This is a genomic window from Ramlibacter sp. bp-362, from assembly GCF_054956735.1.
On the sequence record NZ_JBUDXE010000012.1, the window covers coordinates 75,221 to 92,130 of the forward strand.

Consider the following 16,910-nt stretch of genomic DNA (forward strand, 5'->3'; position numbering starts at 1 on the left):
GAAGGATCTCACCGCGAACTGTCGCGTTCAGGCCTTCGGCGCCGTCCCGGAAGCGTCCATCCGCGCCCGGCGCCGCCGCGCCGGGCCCTTGAAGGGCACCGCCCGGCCGAGCAGCAGCAGCACCACGACGCCGGCCGCCATGCCGATCGCCACCGCGTAGCCCGCGGCGACGTAGTACTCCGCGAACTCGTGGCTGAGCAGGACCAGCGCGCTCAGCGCCGACACCGACATGGCGACGGCGGCCATGAAGAAGGCCAGGACATCGCCGAGCACGACCTTGCGGCCGCAGTGGGCGCAGGCCGAGATGTCGTGGAAGAACAGCTTGCGGACGTCGAGCATCCGGCTGCAGTGCGGGCAGCGGTAGTTCATCGCGGCTTCCTCCGGGGAAGAAGCGGAAAGCTACTCCTCACGCGCCGCGCGCGCAATCACCCGCAGGTGCGATCACAGGGCGCCTTCGGTCTCGTACACCGTGCCCATCGCCTCGCCCAGCCGGACCGGCTTCGTCGGCGCCCAGTCCGGCGTGAACGTGAGCACGTTCTTCGGGAACAGCAGGATCACGGTCGAGCCGAGCAGGAAGCGGCCCATCTCCGCGCCCTTGGACAGCACGATGTCCTGGCCTTCGTAGCGCCACTCGCGCGGCTCGCGCGTGCGCGGCGGGTTCACCACCCCGTGCCACACGGTCGCCATGCTGCCGACGATGGTGGCGCCCACCAGCACCATCACCATGGGGCCGTGCGCGCATTCGAATTCGCACACCACCCGCTCGTTGCGCGCGAACAGGCTGGGCACGTGGCGCGCCGTCAGCGGGTTGACCGAGAACAGGTCGCCGGGGATGTAGATCATCCGCTTCAGCCGCCCCTCGCAGGGCATGTGGATGCGGTGGTAGTCCTTGGGCGCGAGGTACAGCGTCGCGAAGTGGCCGTGCTCGAAGCGGTGCGCCAGTTCCTGGTCGCCGCCCACCAGCGCCCGCGTCGAATAGCTGTGGCCCTTGGCCTGGAACAGCTGGTCGTGCTCGATGGGGCCGAACTGGCTGATCGCGGCGTCCACGGGGCAGATGAAGGGCGCGGCCGCGATCGTGCGAGCGCCGGGCCGCAGCGGCCGCGTGAAGAAGTCGTTGAAGGTCGCGTAGCTCTCGATGCGCGGGTCGGCCGCCTCGCCCATGTCCACGTGGTAGTGCGCGACGAACTTGCGGATCACCCACTGCGTGATGCCGCCCAGGCGCATGCCGGCCAGCCGCCCCGCCAGCACGGTCAGCAGCTTCTTGGGCAGGAGGTACTGCTGCGTGATGGGGAGCGGTGGGAACAAGTCGGGACCTTCGTGGCAAAACGAAAATTCTACGGTGCGGGCCGATCGCGCGGCGGCGCCGGCCGCCCTGCGCCACAATAGCGCGCCCATGACCGAGCCGCTCCTCGACGTCCGCGACCTGAGCAAGCGCTACGGCAACGCGACCGTCGTCGATGCGCTCTCCTTCCGCATCGCGCCGGGCGAGTGCCTGGGCGTGATCGGCCCCAACGGCGCCGGCAAGACCACCACCATCCGCATGTGCCTGGGCCTCACCGCGCCGGACGCGGGCGAGATCCACGCGCTGGGCCTGCGCATGCCGCGCGACGCGCTGGCGATCAAGGCGCAGCTGGGCGTGGTGAGCCAGTTCGACTCGCTCGACCCCGACTTCAGCTGCGCCGAGAACCTGCAGGTCTACGGCCGCTACTTCGGGCTGCCGGAACGGCGCATCCGCGAGCGCATCCCGCAGCTGCTGGAATTCGCGGCGCTGACGCACAAGGCCGATGCGCGCCCGGTGGAGCTCTCCGGCGGCATGCGGCGGCGCCTGTCGCTCGCGCGCGCCCTGGTCAACGATCCGCGCCTGCTGATGCTGGACGAACCCACCACCGGGCTGGACCCGCAGGCGCGCCACCTGATGTGGGAGCGCTTGCAGGTGCTGCTGCAGCAGGGCAAGTCCATCCTGCTCACGACGCACTTCATGGACGAGGCCGAGCGCCTGTGCGACCGGCTGCTGGTGATGGACCACGGCCGACGCATCGCCGAGGGCCGGCCGCGCGACCTGATCGCCGAGCACCTGGAGTCCGACGTGGTGGAGGCGTACGGCGACGGAGCGATCCCGCTGTCGCAATCGCCGCTGAAGGACCTGGCGAGCCGCACGGAGGTGAGCGGCGACACGGTCTTCTTCTACACGCAGGACGCGCGGCCGCTGCTGGAGGCGCTGGGGCGCGGGCATCCGCGCCTGCGCACGCTGCACCGGCCGTCCAACCTGGAAGACCTGTTCCTGAAACTCACGGGGCGGCAGATCCGCGAGGACGCATGACATCCACGACCCACCACTGGCGGCCGCCTTCGCTCTCTCTGCGCTGGTGGCCGGTGTTCCGGCGCAACCTGCTCGTGTGGCGCAAGCTGGCGGTACCGAGCCTGATCGGCAACATCGCCGAGCCGCTGATCTGGCTCGTGGCCTTCGGCTACGGCATGGGCGCGCTGGTCGGCCACGTGCGTTTCGAGGGCACCGAAGTGCCCTACCTGCTGTTCCTCGCCAGCGGCTCCGTCTGCATGAGCGCCATGAACGCGGCGAGCTTCGAGGCGCTGTACTCCGCCTTCTCGCGCATGCACGTGCAGAAGACCTGGGACGGCATCATGAACGCGCCGGTGGGCCTGGACGACATCGTGCTGGCCGAGATGCTGTGGGCCGCGTACAAGGCGATCTCCGCCGCCACGGCCATCCTGGTGGTGATCCTGGCGCTGGGCATCTCGTACAGCCCCAAGCTGCTGGCGGCCTGGGCGGTGCTGCTGGCCGCCGGCATCACCTTCGCCTGCATCGCGCTGATCTTCAACGCGCTGGCCCAGGGCTACGACTTCTTCACCTACTACTTCACGCTGTTCCTCACGCCCATGATGTTCCTCTCGGGCGTGTTCTTCCCGCGCGAGCAGCTGCCCGCGGCCGTGCTGGCGGTGTCCGACTGGCTGCCGCTCACGGCCGCCGTGGAACTGGTGCGGCCGATGTTCCTGGACCGCTGGCCGGCCCAGCCTCTGCGGCACCTGCTGGTGCTGGCGGCCTATGCGGTGGTGGCGTTCTGGGCGGCGCTGGCGCTGACGCGGCGGCGGTTCGCGGGATAGTCAGGCAGGTACGGCTTCGATTCCAGAGGTCCGCGGCGCGTGCGCCGCTGCCTTGATCATGTCCGCCGCCTTCTCGCCGATCATGATCACGGGCGCGTTGGTGTTGCCGCCGACGACGCTGGGCATGATGGACGCGTCCACCACCCGCAGCGCGTCGATGCCGCGCACGCGCAGCTGCGCGTCCACCACGTCCAGCGGGCCGTTGCCCATGCGGCAGCTGCCCACCGGGTGGTAGATGGTGTCGGCGTGATCGCGGATGAAGGCCTCGATGGCCGCGTCGTCGCGCGCGGCGGCGGAGTCCGGCAGCTCGCGGCCGCCGTGGCCGGCCAGTGCCGGCTGCGCCAGGATCTCGCGCATGAGCCGGAAGCCGCGCACCAGCCGGCGGACGTCGTCGGGATCGGCCAGGAAGTTCGGGTCGATGCGCGGCGGCGCCAGCGGGTCCGCGCTGGCGAGCGTCACGCTGCCGCGGCTCTTCGGCCGCAGCAGGCAGACGTGGCAGGAGTAGCCGTGGCCGAACACCGTCCTGCGGCCGTGGTCCAGCAGCTTGCCGATCACGAAATGCAGCTGCAGGTCCGGGATGGGCTCCTCGGGCGCGCTGCGGATGAAGCCCCCGGCTTCCGCGAAATTGGTGGTGAGCAGGCCGCTGCGCTGGCGCCGCCATTCGAGGACGCCCTTCACCACGTTCGCGATGCCCCTGGCGGACAGGCCGAACAGGTCGCTCAGGTGCGGCGCGTCGACCACCTGCACCACGTCCACGTGGTCGTGGAAGTTGCGGCCGACGCCGGGCAGGTCGTGCACGACGGCGATCCCGTGCTCGCGCAGGTGCGCGGCGGGGCCGATGCCCGAGAGCATCAGCAATTGCGGCGACAGCAGCGCGCCGGCGCTCAGGATCACCTCGCGGCGCGCGCGCAGCTCCTGCTCCGCCCCGCCCTGGCGCCAGGCCACGCCGACGGCGCGCCGGCCTTCCAGCAGCACGCGCGTGGCCTGCGCGCCCGTGATCACCTGCAGGTTGGGCCGCTGGCGGTTGGGCGCGAGATAGGCCTTGGCGGCGCTGAAGCGCTCGCCCGCCTTGTGCGTCACCTGGTACAGGCCCACGCCTTCCTGCTCCGGCCCGTTGAAGTCGCGGTTTTCCGGATAGCCGGCCTGCTTCGCCGCCTCCACGAACACGGGCCCGAAGCGGTGCGGGCTGCGCAGGTCCATCACGTTCAGCGGACCGCCCGTGCCGTGGAAGGCGTCGGCGCCGCGCTCGTTGTGCTCGGCCTTGCGGAAGTACGGGAGCACCTCGTCCCAGCTCCAGCCGGGATTGCCCTGCGCCGCCCAGGCGTCGTAGTCGCTGCGGTGGCCGCGCGCGTAGATCATGGCGTTGACCGAGCTCGAGCCGCCCAGCACCTTGCCGCGCGGCTGGTAGCCGCGCCGGCCGTTCAGGCCCGGCTGCGGCACGGTCTGGAACGCCCAGTTGACCTGTCCGTTCTTCGCCAGCACGGCCAGCCCCGCGGGGCAGTGGATGAGCACGCTCGTGTCCGGCGGGCCGGCTTCCAGCAAGGCCACCTGCACGGACGGGTCCTCGCTCAGGCGTGCGGCCAGCACGCAGCCGGCGGAGCCACCGCCCACGATCAGGTAGTCCACGGATGCCGTCGTGCTCATGTCGTCTCCTCTGGAAGGGTCGTCCGGCGAGGGGCTCGCCCTCGCGGCGAAGTCCGGCTCTAATGGCCTGTCCGCGCGAACCGGCGCAAGCCTACACCCCCTCCCCCGCAGAAGAAAGGAATCCCATGTCCACGCCCCTCGACAAGGTGCTCTACACCGCGAAGACCCACGCCGTCGGCGGCCGCGAAGGAACGGGCCGCTCCGACGACGGCCGCATCGAAGTGAAGCTGTCCTCGCCCGGCGGTTCCGGCACCGGCACCAACCCCGAGCAGCTGTTCGGCGTCGGCTACTCGGCCTGCTTCCTCGGCGCGATGAAGGCCGTGGCCCCCAAGCTCCAGGTGAGCGTGCCGGCCGAGACGGCCATCGACGCCGAGGTGGACCTGGGCCCGACGTCGAACGGCTACGGCATCGCCGTGCGCATGAAGGTCACGGTGCCCGGCATGGACCGCGCGACGGCGGAGCGGCTGGTGGCCGAGGCGCACAAGGTCTGCCCCTACTCGAACGCGACGCGCAACAACATAGCCGTGCAGCTCACCGTCGCCTGAGCCGCGGCGGCGACAATGCCGCCATGAACCCCGAAGCGCGGCACCCGTACGAAAGCCTCACGCCCGACGTCGTGCTGGATGCGCTCGCCGCCGCGGGCCTGTACGGCGACGGCCGCCTGCTGGCCCTGAGCTCCTACGAGAACCGCGTCTACCAGGTGCACCTGGAGGATCCCCACGAGGGCGCGGCGGTCGTCGTCGCCAAGTTCTACCGGCCCGGCCGCTGGAGCGAGACGCAGATCCTGGAGGAGCACGCCTTCGCCGCGGAACTGCAGGCCGCCGAAGTGCCGGTCGTGGCGCCGCTCGCGCCGCAAGGCCGCACGCTGCACCGCCACGGCGGCTTCCTCTTCAGCGTGTCGCCGCGCCGCGGCGGCCGCATGCCCGAGCTGGACGACGGCGAGGTGCTGGAGTGGATCGGCCGCTACCTCGCGCGCCTGCACACGGTGGGCGTGCGCTCCGCCTTCGCGCACCGGCCGGCGATCGACGTCGCCTCCTTCGGCGAGGAGCCGCGCGACTGGCTGCTGGCGCACGACGCCATCCCGCTGGACGTCCAGGGCGACTGGGCGCGCGCCTGCGAGCAGGCGCTGGCGCAGATCCGCGCGGCCTTCGACGCGGCGGAGGCGGCCGGCGTGCGTTCGCTGCGCCTGCACGGCGACTGCCACCCCGGCAACATCCTGTGGACGCCGGGCGGCGGTCCGCACTTCGTGGACCTCGACGACGCGCGCACCGGGCCGGCGGTGCAGGACCTGTGGATGCTGGTGTCGGGCGAGCGGGCGCAACGCCAGCGGCAGCTCGGGATGCTGCTCGATGGCTACGAGCAGCTGCGCGACTTCGACCGGGCCGAACTGGCGCTGGTCGAGCCGCTGCGCACGCTGCGCCTCGTCCACTACAGCGCCTGGCTGGCGCGCCGCTGGGACGACCCGGCCTTCCCCATCGCCTTTCCCTGGTTCGGCACGCCCGACTACTGGCGCGGCCAGGTGCAGATGCTCGAAGAGCAGATGGAGGCGATGGAGGAACCGCCTCTGGTCGCCTAGCGCAGCGGGTTCTCGAGCACGCCGATGCCGCCGATCTCGATGCGCACGACGTCGCCGGACTTCAGGTACTTCGGCGGCTTGTAGCCGATGCCCACGCCGGCCGGCGTGCCGGTGGCGATCAGGTCGCCGGGGTACAGCGTGATGCCGGCGGAGATGCACTCGATCAGCGTCGGGATGTCGAAGATGAAATCCTTGGTGTTGGCGTCCTGGCGCAGCTCGCCATTCACCCAGCACTTCACGTCGGTGGCCTGGCCGTCCATCTCGTCGGCGCTCACGAGCCAGGGACCCATGGGGCAGAAGGTGTCGAAGGACTTGCCGAGCAGCCACTGCGAATGCCGGCCCTGCCAGTCGCGCGCCGTCATGTCGTTGATGATCGTGTAGCCCCAGACGTGCTTCATGGCATCGGCCTTCCTGATGCCCTTGCCGCCCTGGCCGATCACGACGGTCAGCTCGGCCTCGTAGTCGAGCGCCGTCGACACCTCGGCCGGGAACAGGATGCTGTCGCCGGGCCCGATCACGGACTCGGGCACCTTGGAGAAGATAATCGGGTGCGCGGGAACGTCGCCGCCCGACTTGGCGCTGGAGTCGAAGCCGCTGCCGGCGAACTCCTTGGCGTGGGCGTGGTAGTTCTTGCCCACGCAGAAGATGTTGCGGCGCGGGCGCGGGACGGGCGCGACCAGCTGCAGCTGCTGCAGCGCGAGGGCCGGCCCGGTGGGCGGCAGCGCGCGGCCGGCGGCCTGCGCCTCCACGATCGGCAGGGCGCCCAGCGCGGCCTCGGCCGCGGAGAGCTGGAAGGGTTCGACCTGGCGGCCGTCGGCGGAAACGCGGCCGACGCCGGGCTGGCCCTGGTAGCGGTAAGCAACGATCTTCATCGGGAAAACTCTCTTTCGCGCGCCGGATGGCGCTTCGTAGCATGCTAACAAAACAACCCTCAGGAGAATCCCGAATGTTCCGCCGATTCCTCGTGGCCGCGGGCCTTGTTGCCGCGGCCGGCCTTGCTGCCGCGCAGGCCTTCCCCACCAAGCCCGTCACCATCGTCGTGCCCTTCCCGCCGGGCGGCCTGGCCGATACGGTCGCGCGTCCCGTGGCCGAAGCGATGAGCCGCAACCTCGGCCAGCCGGTCGTGATCGAGAACAAGGGCGGCGCGGGCGGCGGCATCGGCATGGCGTACGCGGCCAAGGCGCCGGCCGACGGCTACACGATCCTCATGGCGCTGTCCTCGTACAGCGTGCTGCCGGAAGCCGACACCATCCTCGGCCGCCAGCAGATGTACTCGTACGACGCGCTGCGGCCGCTGGCCCGCTTCACCGCCGACCCGACCGTGCTGGCCGTGCGGGCCGACGCGCCCTGGAAGACGGTGAAGGACTTCGTCGAGGACGCCCGCAAGCGCCCGGGCGCGATCAACTTCGGCTCGTCGGGCAACTACGGGACGATGCACGTGCCCATGGAGATCCTCAAGCAGGTGGCGAACGTGCGCATGACGCACATCCCTTACACCGGCGCCGGCCCGGCCGTGGTCGCGCTGCTCGGCGGCCAGGTGGATGCGCTCGCCACCGGTCCCGCCACCGTGCTGCAGCACGTGAAGGCCGGCAAGATCCGCGTGCTGGCCCACTGGGGCACCACCAGGCTCGAGACCATGCCCGACGTGCCCTCGCTCAAGCAGTCCGGCTACGACGCCGAGTACGCGCAGTGGTCCGGCCTGTTCGTGCCGGCCGGCACGCCCGAGCCGGTGGTGCAGCGCCTGCGCGCCGCCGCCCGCGCCGCGGCCAACGATCCCAAGGTCAAGCAGGTCATCCTGGCCGCCGGCAGCCCCGTGCTGTACCAGGACACGCCCGAGTTCACGAAGTACGTGCAGAACGACGTGCACCGCATGGCGGACGTCGTGAAGAAGATCGGCAAGGTCCAGTAACCCAACGCCCCCGGAGGCTCCCATGAAGCGCCACCAGTTCGTCCGTCTCGCTGCCGCCCTCGCCTGCGCGGGCGGCCTGCTGCACGCCCTGCCCGCCGCCGCGCAGGCGTATCCCAGCCATCCCGTGAAGATCGTCGTGCCCTTCGCGGTGGGCGGGCCGGCCGACCTGTTCGCGCGCTACCTGGCTCAGCGCCTGCCGGAGGTGCTGGGCGGCTCCTTCATCGTCGAGAACAAGCCGGGCGCCGGCGCCGTGATCGGCACCGACGTCGTGGCGAAGTCGCCGCCCGACGGCTACACGCTGCTGCTGATGTCGAACACGCACACGGTGAACGAGACGCTGGTGGCCAACAAGCCCTATGAGCTCGAACGCGACTTCGTCGCGGTCGCGCCGATCAACTCGTCCGACCTCGTGCTGGTCGCCAATCCCAAGGTGGGCGTGGCCAACGTGCACGACGTGCTCAAGCTCGCCAAGGAAAAGCCCGGCAAGCTCAACTACGCCTCCTCGGGCACGGGCACGCCATACCACATGGCCGGCGAGCTGTTCAAGAGCCTGTCGGACAGCAAGATCGTCCACATCCCGTACAAGGGCAGTTCCGGCGCGCGCACCGACGTGCTGGGCGGCCAGGTGGACATGATGTTCGACGCCATCACCACGCAGGCGGAGAACATCAAGGCCGGCAAGGTGAAGGCCATCGCCACCACCGGCAAGAAGCGTTCCTCCGTGCTGCCCGACGTGCCGACGGTGGACGAGTCGGGCGTGCCCGGCTACGAGGCGACGATCTGGCTGGGGCTGCTCGCACCCAAGGGCACCCCCGCGGCGATCGTCAACCGCCTGAACGAAGGCGTCAGCAAGATCGTGAGCCAGCCCGAGGTGCAGCAGCAGTGGGCCAGGCAGGGCGCGATGGCGATGGTCATGAGCCCGCAGGAGTTCGACCGCTACGTGAAGGGCGACATCCAGAAGTGGGCCAAGGTGATCAAGTCCGCCCACATCAAGGCGGACTGATGGCGCGCACGCTGCATCTCCTGAGCGGCGGCGCCGCGCAAGGCCTGGTCACGCGCCTGCAGGCCGCGTTCGAGGCGCGGCACGACTGCCGCATCCAGGCGAGCTTCGGCGCCGTCGGCCTGATGAAGGAAAAGCTGATCGCGGGCGATCCCTGCGACCTGCTGGTCCTGAGCCAGAAGCTGATCGACGAACTCGTCGCCGAAGGCCGCGCGGACGCGGCGTCGATGCGGCCGGTGGGCCAGGTGCAGACCGGGCTGGCGCTGAAGGCGGGCCGCGGTCCGGTGCAGGTGCGCAGCGAGCAGGAACTGCGCACGCTGCTGCAGGACGCCGGCGCGATCTACTTCCCCGATCCGGCCAAGGCCACGGCGGGCATCCACTTCATCAAGGTGCTGCGCGCGCTGGGCCTGGCGGACCGCCCCGAGCTGCGCACCTTCCCGAACGGCGCCACCGCGATGGCGGCGCTGGCGCAGGCGCCGGAGGCCGATGCCGTGGGCTGCACGCAGGTCACCGAGATCCTGATCACGCCCGGCGTGCAGTTGAGCGGCGTGCTGCCGCCCCCGCACGAACTGAGCACCACCTACACGGCCGCGGTGGCCAGCGGCGGCGACGCGCCGGACCTCGCCCGCGCGCTGATCGAGACGCTCACCGCGGCCGACGCGGCGCAGGCGCGCCGCGAGTGCGGCTTCGCCTGATCCTCACGACAACAACGCGTTCACCCGCTTCACGTACCCGGCCGGATCTTCCGGCATCCCGCCCTCGGCCAGCAGCGCCTGGTCGAACAGGATCAGCGCCAGGTCGTGGAAGTTCGGCGAGCCATCGAGCTTCTGCACCAGCGGGTGCGCCGGGTTCACCTCCAGCACCGGCTTGGTGTCCGGCGCCTTCTGGCCCGCCTGCTTGAGCAGGCGCGCCAGCTGCAGGCTCATGCCGCCCTCGGTCACCACCAGGCAGGCCGGCGAATCCACGAGGCGGCTGGTCACGCGCACGTCCTCGGCCTTGTCCTTGAGCGCTTCCTTGAGCTTCGCCAGCACCGGCTTGAAGGACTCGGCCGCTTCCTCCGCGGCCTTCTTCTCCGCCTCGTCCTGCAGCTTGCCCAGGTCCACGGCGCCCTTGGCCACCGACTGCAGCGGCGTGCCGTCGAACTCGTTCAGGAAGGACAGCGCCCACTCGTCCACGCGGTCCGTCATGTAGAGCACCTCGATGCCCTTTTTGCGGAAGATCTCCAGCTGCGGGCTGTGCGCCGCGGCCGCCTGCGTGTCGGCGGTGATGTAGTAGATGGCCTCCTGGCCTTCCTTCATCCGCGCCTTGTAGTCGGCCAGGGACACGCTCGCGGTGTCGCTGGACGTGGAGGCAAAGCGCAGGAGCTTCGCGAGGCGCTCGCGGTTGCCGAAGTCCTCGCCCAGGCCTTCCTTCAGGACGGCGCCGAACTCGGCGTAGAACTTCGCGAACTTGCCCTTGTCCTCCTCGCTCGCGCCTTCTTCCTTCTCGGCCTTCGCGAGGTCTTCCAGCATGGCCAGCACGCGCCGGGTGTTGCCCTCCCGGATCGCCTTCACGTCGCGGCTTTCCTGCAGCAGCTCGCGGCTGACGTTCAGCGGCAGGTCGGCGGAGTCGATCACGCCCTTCACGAAGCGCAGGTACGCGGGCAGCAGCGCCTCGGCCTCGTCCATGATGAACACGCGCTTGACGTACAGCTTGACGCCGGCGGCCTTCTCGCGGTTCCACAGGTCGAAGGGCGCGCGCGCGGGGATGTACAGCAGCTGCGTGTACTCGGTGCCGCCCTCCACGCGGTTGTGCGTCCAGGCGAGCGGGTCCTCGTAGTCGTGGCTGATCGCCTTGTAGAACTCCTTGTACTGCTCCGGCGTGATGTCCTTCTTCGCCCGCGACCACAGCGCGGTGGCCTGGTTGACGGTCTCCCATTCGTCGGTGAGCACGTGCTCGCCGCCTTTGCCTTCCTCGCCTTCCTTCCATTCCTCCTTGCGCATGAGGATGGGCAGCGAGATGTGGTCGGAGTACTTGCCGATGATGGATTTGAGCTTCCAGGTGGAGAGGTAGTCCAGCGCGTCCTCGCGCAGGTGCAGCGTCACGCTGGTGCCGCGCTGCGCGCGCGTGATCTGCTCGACCTCGAAGTCGCCGGCGCCGGCGCTCACCCAGCGCACGCCCTGCTCCGCCGGCAGGCCGGCGCGGCGCGACTCCACGGTGATGCGGTCGGCGACGATGAAGCCGGAATAGAAACCGACGCCGAACTGGCCGATGAGCTGCGCGTCGGCCTTCTGGTCGCCCGAAAGGCGGTTCATGAACTCGCGCGTGCCGCTCTTGGCGATGGTGCCCAGGTTGGCGATCGCCTCCTCCTGCGACAGGCCGATGCCGTTGTCGGCGACGGTGAGCGTGCGCGCTTCCTTGTCGAAGGAGACGCGCACTTCCAGGTTGGGCTGGTCCTCGTAGAGAGAGGCGTCGTGCAGCGCCTCGAAGCGCAGCTTGTCGCAGGCGTCGGAGGCGTTGGAGATCAGCTCGCGGAGGAAGATCTCCTTGTTGGAATAGAGCGAGTGGGTGACGAGGTGCAGCAGCTGCGCCACCTCGGCCTGGAAGGAGAGGGTCTGTTTCTGGGTCATGGTGTTGTGCGGATGCAGCGCTCCCGACCTAGGGGCGCGCGTGAACATTTCAAGGCGGACGATGCTACTGCACCCTTGCGTGAACTATTCGACGTTTCCTGCATCGCGCCCGTATACGCGGCTGCAACGCATGGTTACAGTGCCACTCCATGAGGATCGAGCTGCCTGCCACGCCCTGGGCCGACACGGTGAACCGCGCCGACGACGACGCGCACACGCTCACCGTGGCCGCCGCGCACGCGCAGCCCGCCACCGAGTGGCTGGGTGGCTTCTGGGCCATCGAACCCGCGCTGACGCTGCACGTCGCGGTGCCGGCGGACGATCCGGTCACCGTGACCATCACCCTCTGACCGGCCCGGACGGGCCGTCAGCGCACGCGCGCCGAAGGCCGCAGCATGCGCGTGCCGACGTAGATCAGCACCAGCACCAGCACGTAGCCGGCGAGCTGCGCGGCCGAAGGCCGTGCGTCGTAGCCCACCAGCGCATGCAGGAAGGTGCCGAGCGCCGAGTCGGGTGACAGCGCCGCGCTCGTGTCCCACACGGGTGCAGTCCAGTGCTCGATGAAGCCGGCCTGCGCCAGCGACTTCACCAGCTGGCTCGCGATGGAACCGGCCAGGACAGCGATCAGCGCGTTCGTGGCGGTGAACACGTGGCGCACCGGCAGGCGCGTCAGCCCGCCGTAGACCACCGCGCCGACGGCGACGCCGAGCGCCACCCCGATCGCCAGCGAGAGCACCACTTCAGCCGGCTGCACGGCGGAGCCGGTCAGCGCGCCGCCGACGAAGAGGACGGTCTCGGATCCTTCGCGCAGCACGGCGAGCGCCACGGCGATCGTCAGGGCCCAGGGCGTGCGTTGCCCCAGCTGCACCGAGGAGCCGAGCTGGCGCGCCTGCAGCGCCAGCTCGCGCGAATGCGTGCTCACCCAGATGCAGTGCCACAGCAGCATGGCCAGCGCGAGCGACAGGATGCCGATGTTGACGATGTCCTGGCCCAGGCCGTCGACCCATTCGCTCACGTGCTGCGCGGCGAAGGCGAGCGCGAGGGCTCCCAGCACCCCGGCGCCGACCCCGCCGGCGAGCCAGCGGGTGCGCCCTGGCAGGCCACGCGTCGCCGCTGCGACGATGCCGACGAAGAGCGCCGCTTCCAGCGACTCGCGGAAGACGATCAGCGCCGTGGCGAACATGCGAGCGCCGCCTACTCGGCGACGACGGCGCCCTGGGCCGTCTTCTCGTGGTATTCGCCGAAGAACTCGTAGCGGCCCGGCTTCAGCGGTCCGACGAAGATGGTGCCCCTGGCGCCGCCGGGGATCACCTTCTCGCGGTTCATGCTGTGGCTTTCGAACTCCTCGGGCGTGCCGTCCTGGTTGTGGACCACCAGCTTCACGCGCTTGCCGGCGGGCACCTTCAGCTCGGCCGGTTCGAACTTGTGGTCCTTGATGGTGAGCGCGAACTCGGGCGTGTCGGCCGCGTGCGCCATGGGGAGGGCGAGGGCCGCGAAGGCGAACGCGAGGGAGGGGAGGAGGCGGCTGGAGCGCATGAGGCGTCCTTTCGACGGGAGGGCGCCATCTTAATGCGAATCAATCTCATTCGTCAACGCGAAGGAGCGGCTCCCTCGATGCGGGCGACCAGGCCGCTGCGGTCCTGCCGGTTGCGCAGCGTGAGCAGCAGCCCCGCGCGCTGCGCCGCGGCCTGCGCGATCGCCAGGCCGAGGCCGCTGCCACTCACGCCGTTTCCCGGGACGCGGAAGAAGCGGTCGAACACGCGCGGCAGCAGTTCCTGCGGGATGCCGGGGCCCGTGTCCACCACTTCGACGGCCACCTGGCCCGACTCGTGCAACAGGCGCACGTCGACCACCCCGCCCTCGGGCGTGTAGCGCAGCGCGTTCTCGATCAGGTTGTCGAGCAGGCTGCGCAGGTCGCCGGCCGCGCAATGGAGCGTGATCGGCCCGCCCGCCTGCTCCGGCCCGACCAGGCCGAGGTCGATGTTGCGCTGGTCGGCCAGGCCGATCAGCGTGTTCATGCTTTCGCGCAGTTGCGCCTGCAGGTCGACGATCGCCGGCCCGTCGGCGCCCGCGGCCTCCTGCCGCGACAGGCGCAGCAGCTGGTCCACCAGGCGCTGCGCCCGCCGCACCCCGGCCTCCAGGTGGGCGAAGCGCTCTTCCGCCGCGGGGCAGTTCATGTCGTTGCGCATGTTCTCCACCTGCAGGCCGATCGCCGCGATCGGCGTACGCAGCTCGTGCGCGGCGTCCTGCACGAAGCGCCGCTGCGTCGCGAAGGCATCGCGCAGCCGCCGCAGCAGGCTGTTGAAGGAGGAGACGAGGGGCTTCAGCTCCTGCGGCACGTTGCCCAGGGGCAGTTCGGCGATGTGGTGCTCGTCCTGCTGCGCCGCTTCGCGGCCGATGTCCTGCAGCGCGCGCGACATCGCCCGCGCAACGCCCCACAGCACGAACATCGCCAGCGGCAGAAGCAGCAGGAAGGGCGCGACCGCCGCGCCCGCGCGCTCGGCCGCCAGCTTGGCGCGGAAGTGCGCGCTCTGCAGCACCTGCACGCTGTGCCCGCCGGGCTGGGCCGCGGGCTGCGTGTAGACGCGCCAGCGGCTGCCGTCCTGCGCGACGTCGTGGAAACCGGTGCCGGCCTGCAGCGGCACGCGCACGTCGGGCCACGAGGTGGCCTGCAGCGCGCCCTGCGGCCCGAAGTCCTGCACGACGTAGGCGCCCCACTTGTGCACGCGGTCGGCGCTCTGCGGGGCGGGCTGCACCATCTCGTTGTGCGCGAGCGCGTCGGCCAGCTGCTGCATCTGGTCGTCCAGGAAGGTGCCGACCATGTTGCCGTACGACCAGTAGGTGACCGCCGCCGAGGCGCCGCCCACCAGCACGAACACGGGGACCAGCCACAGCATGAGCGCCCGCCGCAGCGAGCACATCGGGCCTCGGGGGAACACCTGCCATTTCATGGCGCGCTCCCGGGCGCGGCGGCCCCACCGCCGGAGACGCGCCAGCCGAGGCCGCGCACGTTGCGGATCGCATCGGGCCCGAGCTTGCGGCGCATGCCGTGGATCAGGACATCCACCGCGTTGCTGCTCACCTCCTCGCCCCAGCCGTAGATGCGGTTTTCCAGCTGCTCGCGCGAGAGGATCGCGCCAGGGCGCTCCAGCAACGCGTGCAGCAAGGAGAACTCCCGCGCCGACAGCTGCGCGCGCTCGCCCTGCACCAGCACCTCGCGGGTCGTGAGATCCAGTTGCACGGTGGTGTTGCCGATGACGGAATGCGCGCTGCCGTCGCGCCGGCGGATGATCGCGCGCATGCGTGCCAGCAGCTCGCGCAGCTGGTAGGGCTTCACGAGGTAGTCGTCGGCGCCGAGATCCAGGCCCGCGACGCGGTCGTCGAGGCCGTCGCGCGCGGTGAGCACCAGCACCGGCGTGGCGTCGCCGCGGCTGCGCGCGTGGCGCAGCACTTCGACGCCGTCGCGCTTGGGCAGGCCCAGGTCCAGCAGCACGCACGCGTAGTCGCCGTCGGCCCAGGCGCTCTGCGCCAGCAGGCCGTCGCGGACCCAGTCCACGGACCAGCCCTGCGCCGCGAGCGCCTCGCGCAGGCTGTGGCCGATCATGTCGTCGTCTTCGACCAGCAGGACCCGCATTCAGGGCTCCTGCCGCGAAGATGGCACCCGTTCCATAGGCGTTCTCCCTTCCGGAACGCGAAGCGTAATGCGGCCGTCTTAGGGCAGCATGAGCGGGGCCGCCGGCGGCCTTTGGTGGCGGATTCGCAACCTAGGGTTAACCCGCTCGTCCACCCGGACGAGCCGCTCGTCGGCCGTCCGGGCGTTAACGGTGCGTTACGCGTGACAAACGTTGTGGTTTGCGCCGGATGTCGCACTAAGTCGTTGATTTGGCTAAGAGAAGCTGTTGCAACGGGTTACGAATGGCCCTACAGTTCATCCATCGCCTTAGGCATTTCGCCTAAGCACACCTAGGACGAATCGTTAGGAGAACGCCATGAGCAAGAAAGCTGTTCGCATCGCCATCGCCGCCGCTGTTGCGACGGTCTTTTCCACTGCCGCGCTGGCCGACTCCATGAACATGGAAGTCAAGGCCAGCGTGACCGGGACCTGCAAGATGGCCGAAGCCCCGGCTCTGGACTTTGGTCCCCTGGACCCGGTGCTGGCTCCCGCCGCCACCGGCTCGACTGCCATCAAGTATCTGTGCACCAAGGGCAAGGCGCCGAGCAAGCTGAGCATCGACGCCGATGAGGACGGCACCTACCTTGGCAACATGGTTCACGCCACGGTGACCGCCGACAAGATCCCGTTCAAGCTCACCTGGAGCACCACCCTGCCCGCCGGCGCGGGCATGGCCCCCGGCCAGGAAGTCTCGGTGGCGGTGACCGGCGATATCGACGCCCTCGTCTACCAGAACCTGAGCGCAGGCAACTACTCCGTGACCCTCCCGGTCGTTCTGACGCCCTGATCCCGGCCGTGCGCTGACCTTTCGGGCGCCGCACTCCGGCGCCCGATCAATTTCTGACCATGCAGTTTCCTCTTCGATCGCGCGTTGGGCAGCTGGGATGCGGTTCCATGCTCGCCTTGGCTGCGTGTGCCCCGCTTCCGGTCGCCGCGGCCCCTACCGGCCTCGGCGTCGTGGCCGTGATCGTCTCGAAGAGCAACTGCAAGTTCAACTCGGGCAACCTGATCCTGCAGTTCTCCCCGATTGACCCCGCGTCGACTTCCGACGCCACGGCGACCGTGGACGGCAGCATCACGTGCAATGGCGGTCAGTCCAGCACCGTCACCCTGGCGTTCACGGTCGGCACCGGCAAGTACTCCACTGGCCCTGGCGTCCGCAGGATGCAGCACACCACGGTCACGACCGAGTACCTGCCCTACAGCCTCGCGATCACGCCGGCGTCGGCCACCATCTCGAAGAACAGCACGCTCTCGTTCACGGTGAAAGGCACCATCCGGCCATTCGAGTTCCAGAATGCGACGGCGGGTGACTACCTGGACCTGGTCACGATCTCCGTCGCGCCTTGACCTTTCCCGCTCGGGGACCCACAGTGGCG

Annotated in this window: 19 protein-coding genes; 10 read left to right on the forward strand and 9 right to left on the reverse strand. The window is 70.0% G+C overall.

Annotated features, from left to right (window positions below; all coding sequences use genetic code 11):
• Nucleotides 1–27: 27 nt before the first annotated feature.
• Together ACY0MJ_RS17040 and asd are read right to left on the reverse strand one after the other, a co-directional pair.
• Nucleotides 28–369, reverse strand: a complete 342-nt coding sequence (locus ACY0MJ_RS17040; protein ID WP_462639728.1) for a hypothetical protein — start codon at nucleotides 367–369, stop codon at nucleotides 28–30.
• 72 nt (nucleotides 370–441) lie between these two features.
• Nucleotides 442–1,305 (reverse strand): archaetidylserine decarboxylase, encoded by an 864-nt coding sequence (asd, locus tag ACY0MJ_RS17045; protein WP_462639729.1) that lies wholly within the window; start codon nucleotides 1,303–1,305, stop codon nucleotides 442–444.
• Between the two features lie 88 nt (nucleotides 1,306–1,393).
• On the opposite strand from asd, the gene ACY0MJ_RS17050 reads away from it, so the two are divergent.
• The gene (locus tag ACY0MJ_RS17050) at nucleotides 1,394–2,320 is read left to right on the forward strand and encodes an ATP-binding cassette domain-containing protein (protein WP_462639730.1); all 927 of its coding nucleotides are present in this window, start codon (nucleotides 1,394–1,396) and stop codon (nucleotides 2,318–2,320) included.
• Nucleotides 2,317–3,120, forward strand: a complete 804-nt coding sequence (locus tag ACY0MJ_RS17055; protein ID WP_462639731.1) for an ABC transporter permease — start codon at nucleotides 2,317–2,319, stop codon at nucleotides 3,118–3,120. Before ACY0MJ_RS17050 ends, ACY0MJ_RS17055 begins: the two co-directional genes overlap by 4 nt.
• On the opposite strand, the gene ACY0MJ_RS17060 is transcribed toward ACY0MJ_RS17055, so the two are convergent.
• On the reverse strand, nucleotides 3,121–4,764 hold the full coding sequence (locus ACY0MJ_RS17060; RefSeq protein ID WP_462639732.1) for a GMC family oxidoreductase: 1,644 nt from the start codon (nucleotides 4,762–4,764) through the stop codon (nucleotides 3,121–3,123).
• 125 nt (nucleotides 4,765–4,889) lie between these two features.
• Between ACY0MJ_RS17060 and ACY0MJ_RS17065 the strand changes: the two genes are divergently transcribed.
• Both ACY0MJ_RS17065 and ACY0MJ_RS17070 read left to right on the forward strand, forming a co-directional pair.
• Nucleotides 4,890–5,309: an organic hydroperoxide resistance protein gene (locus ACY0MJ_RS17065; RefSeq protein ID WP_462639733.1), complete on the forward strand. Its 420-nt coding sequence runs from the start codon at nucleotides 4,890–4,892 to the stop codon at nucleotides 5,307–5,309.
• Between the two features lie 23 nt (nucleotides 5,310–5,332).
• Nucleotides 5,333–6,340, forward strand: coding sequence for a serine/threonine protein kinase (locus tag ACY0MJ_RS17070; protein WP_462639734.1), 1,008 nt, complete (start codon nucleotides 5,333–5,335; stop codon nucleotides 6,338–6,340).
• Here ACY0MJ_RS17070 and ACY0MJ_RS17075 read toward each other — a convergent pair.
• Nucleotides 6,337–7,212: a fumarylacetoacetate hydrolase family protein gene (locus ACY0MJ_RS17075; protein WP_462639735.1), complete on the reverse strand. Its 876-nt coding sequence runs from the start codon at nucleotides 7,210–7,212 to the stop codon at nucleotides 6,337–6,339. The genes ACY0MJ_RS17070 and ACY0MJ_RS17075 overlap by 4 nt on opposite strands.
• Nucleotides 7,213–7,286: 74 nt before the next feature.
• Here ACY0MJ_RS17075 and ACY0MJ_RS17080 point away from each other — a divergent pair, with 74 nt between their 5' ends.
• The 3 genes from ACY0MJ_RS17080 to ACY0MJ_RS17090 are packed head-to-tail and all read left to right on the forward strand — an operon-like array spanning nucleotide 7,287 to nucleotide 9,944.
• Complete coding sequence (locus ACY0MJ_RS17080; protein WP_462639736.1) at nucleotides 7,287–8,249, forward strand: tripartite tricarboxylate transporter substrate binding protein; 963 nt, start codon at nucleotides 7,287–7,289, stop codon at nucleotides 8,247–8,249.
• A gap of 22 nt (nucleotides 8,250–8,271) precedes the next feature.
• The gene (locus ACY0MJ_RS17085) at nucleotides 8,272–9,252 is read left to right on the forward strand and encodes a tripartite tricarboxylate transporter substrate binding protein (RefSeq protein ID WP_462639737.1); all 981 of its coding nucleotides are present in this window, start codon (nucleotides 8,272–8,274) and stop codon (nucleotides 9,250–9,252) included.
• Nucleotides 9,252–9,944 (forward strand): molybdate ABC transporter substrate-binding protein, encoded by a 693-nt coding sequence (locus ACY0MJ_RS17090; RefSeq protein ID WP_462639738.1) that lies wholly within the window; start codon nucleotides 9,252–9,254, stop codon nucleotides 9,942–9,944. The genes ACY0MJ_RS17085 and ACY0MJ_RS17090 overlap by 1 nt, the downstream gene beginning before the upstream one ends.
• Nucleotides 9,945–9,947: 3 nt before the next feature.
• On the opposite strand, the gene htpG is transcribed toward ACY0MJ_RS17090, so the two are convergent.
• The gene (gene htpG, locus ACY0MJ_RS17095; RefSeq protein ID WP_462639739.1) at nucleotides 9,948–11,858 is read right to left on the reverse strand and encodes a molecular chaperone HtpG; all 1,911 of its coding nucleotides are present in this window, start codon (nucleotides 11,856–11,858) and stop codon (nucleotides 9,948–9,950) included.
• 149 nt (nucleotides 11,859–12,007) lie between these two features.
• Here htpG and ACY0MJ_RS17100 point away from each other — a divergent pair, with 149 nt between their 5' ends.
• The gene (locus ACY0MJ_RS17100) at nucleotides 12,008–12,208 is read left to right on the forward strand and encodes a hypothetical protein (RefSeq protein ID WP_462639740.1); all 201 of its coding nucleotides are present in this window, start codon (nucleotides 12,008–12,010) and stop codon (nucleotides 12,206–12,208) included.
• Between the two features lie 17 nt (nucleotides 12,209–12,225).
• On the opposite strand, the gene ACY0MJ_RS17105 is transcribed toward ACY0MJ_RS17100, so the two are convergent.
• Genes ACY0MJ_RS17105 through ACY0MJ_RS17120 form a run of 4 tightly spaced genes read right to left on the reverse strand, consistent with a single transcriptional unit; the run spans nucleotide 12,226 to nucleotide 15,492 of the window.
• Nucleotides 12,226–13,041: an FTR1 family iron permease gene (locus ACY0MJ_RS17105; RefSeq protein ID WP_462639741.1), complete on the reverse strand. Its 816-nt coding sequence runs from the start codon at nucleotides 13,039–13,041 to the stop codon at nucleotides 12,226–12,228.
• 11 nt (nucleotides 13,042–13,052) lie between these two features.
• A complete protein-coding gene (locus ACY0MJ_RS17110) occupies nucleotides 13,053–13,394 on the reverse strand; it encodes a cupredoxin domain-containing protein (protein ID WP_462639742.1) in 342 nt (113 codons plus the stop codon).
• 53 nt (nucleotides 13,395–13,447) lie between these two features.
• Nucleotides 13,448–14,809 (reverse strand): sensor histidine kinase, encoded by a 1,362-nt coding sequence (locus ACY0MJ_RS17115; protein WP_462639743.1) that lies wholly within the window; start codon nucleotides 14,807–14,809, stop codon nucleotides 13,448–13,450.
• On the reverse strand, nucleotides 14,806–15,492 hold the full coding sequence (locus tag ACY0MJ_RS17120) for a response regulator transcription factor (RefSeq protein ID WP_462639744.1): 687 nt from the start codon (nucleotides 15,490–15,492) through the stop codon (nucleotides 14,806–14,808). The genes ACY0MJ_RS17115 and ACY0MJ_RS17120 overlap by 4 nt, the downstream gene beginning before the upstream one ends.
• A gap of 355 nt (nucleotides 15,493–15,847) precedes the next feature.
• On the opposite strand from ACY0MJ_RS17120, the gene ACY0MJ_RS17125 reads away from it, so the two are divergent.
• Nucleotides 15,848–16,318 carry a spore coat protein U domain-containing protein gene (locus tag ACY0MJ_RS17125; protein WP_462639745.1) on the forward strand — a complete coding sequence of 157 codons (471 nt, stop codon included), beginning with the start codon at nucleotides 15,848–15,850 and terminating at the stop codon, nucleotides 16,316–16,318.
• A gap of 116 nt (nucleotides 16,319–16,434) precedes the next feature.
• The gene (locus tag ACY0MJ_RS17130; protein ID WP_462639746.1) at nucleotides 16,435–16,881 is read left to right on the forward strand and encodes a spore coat protein U domain-containing protein; all 447 of its coding nucleotides are present in this window, start codon (nucleotides 16,435–16,437) and stop codon (nucleotides 16,879–16,881) included.
• Nucleotides 16,882–16,910 lie beyond the last annotated feature (29 nt).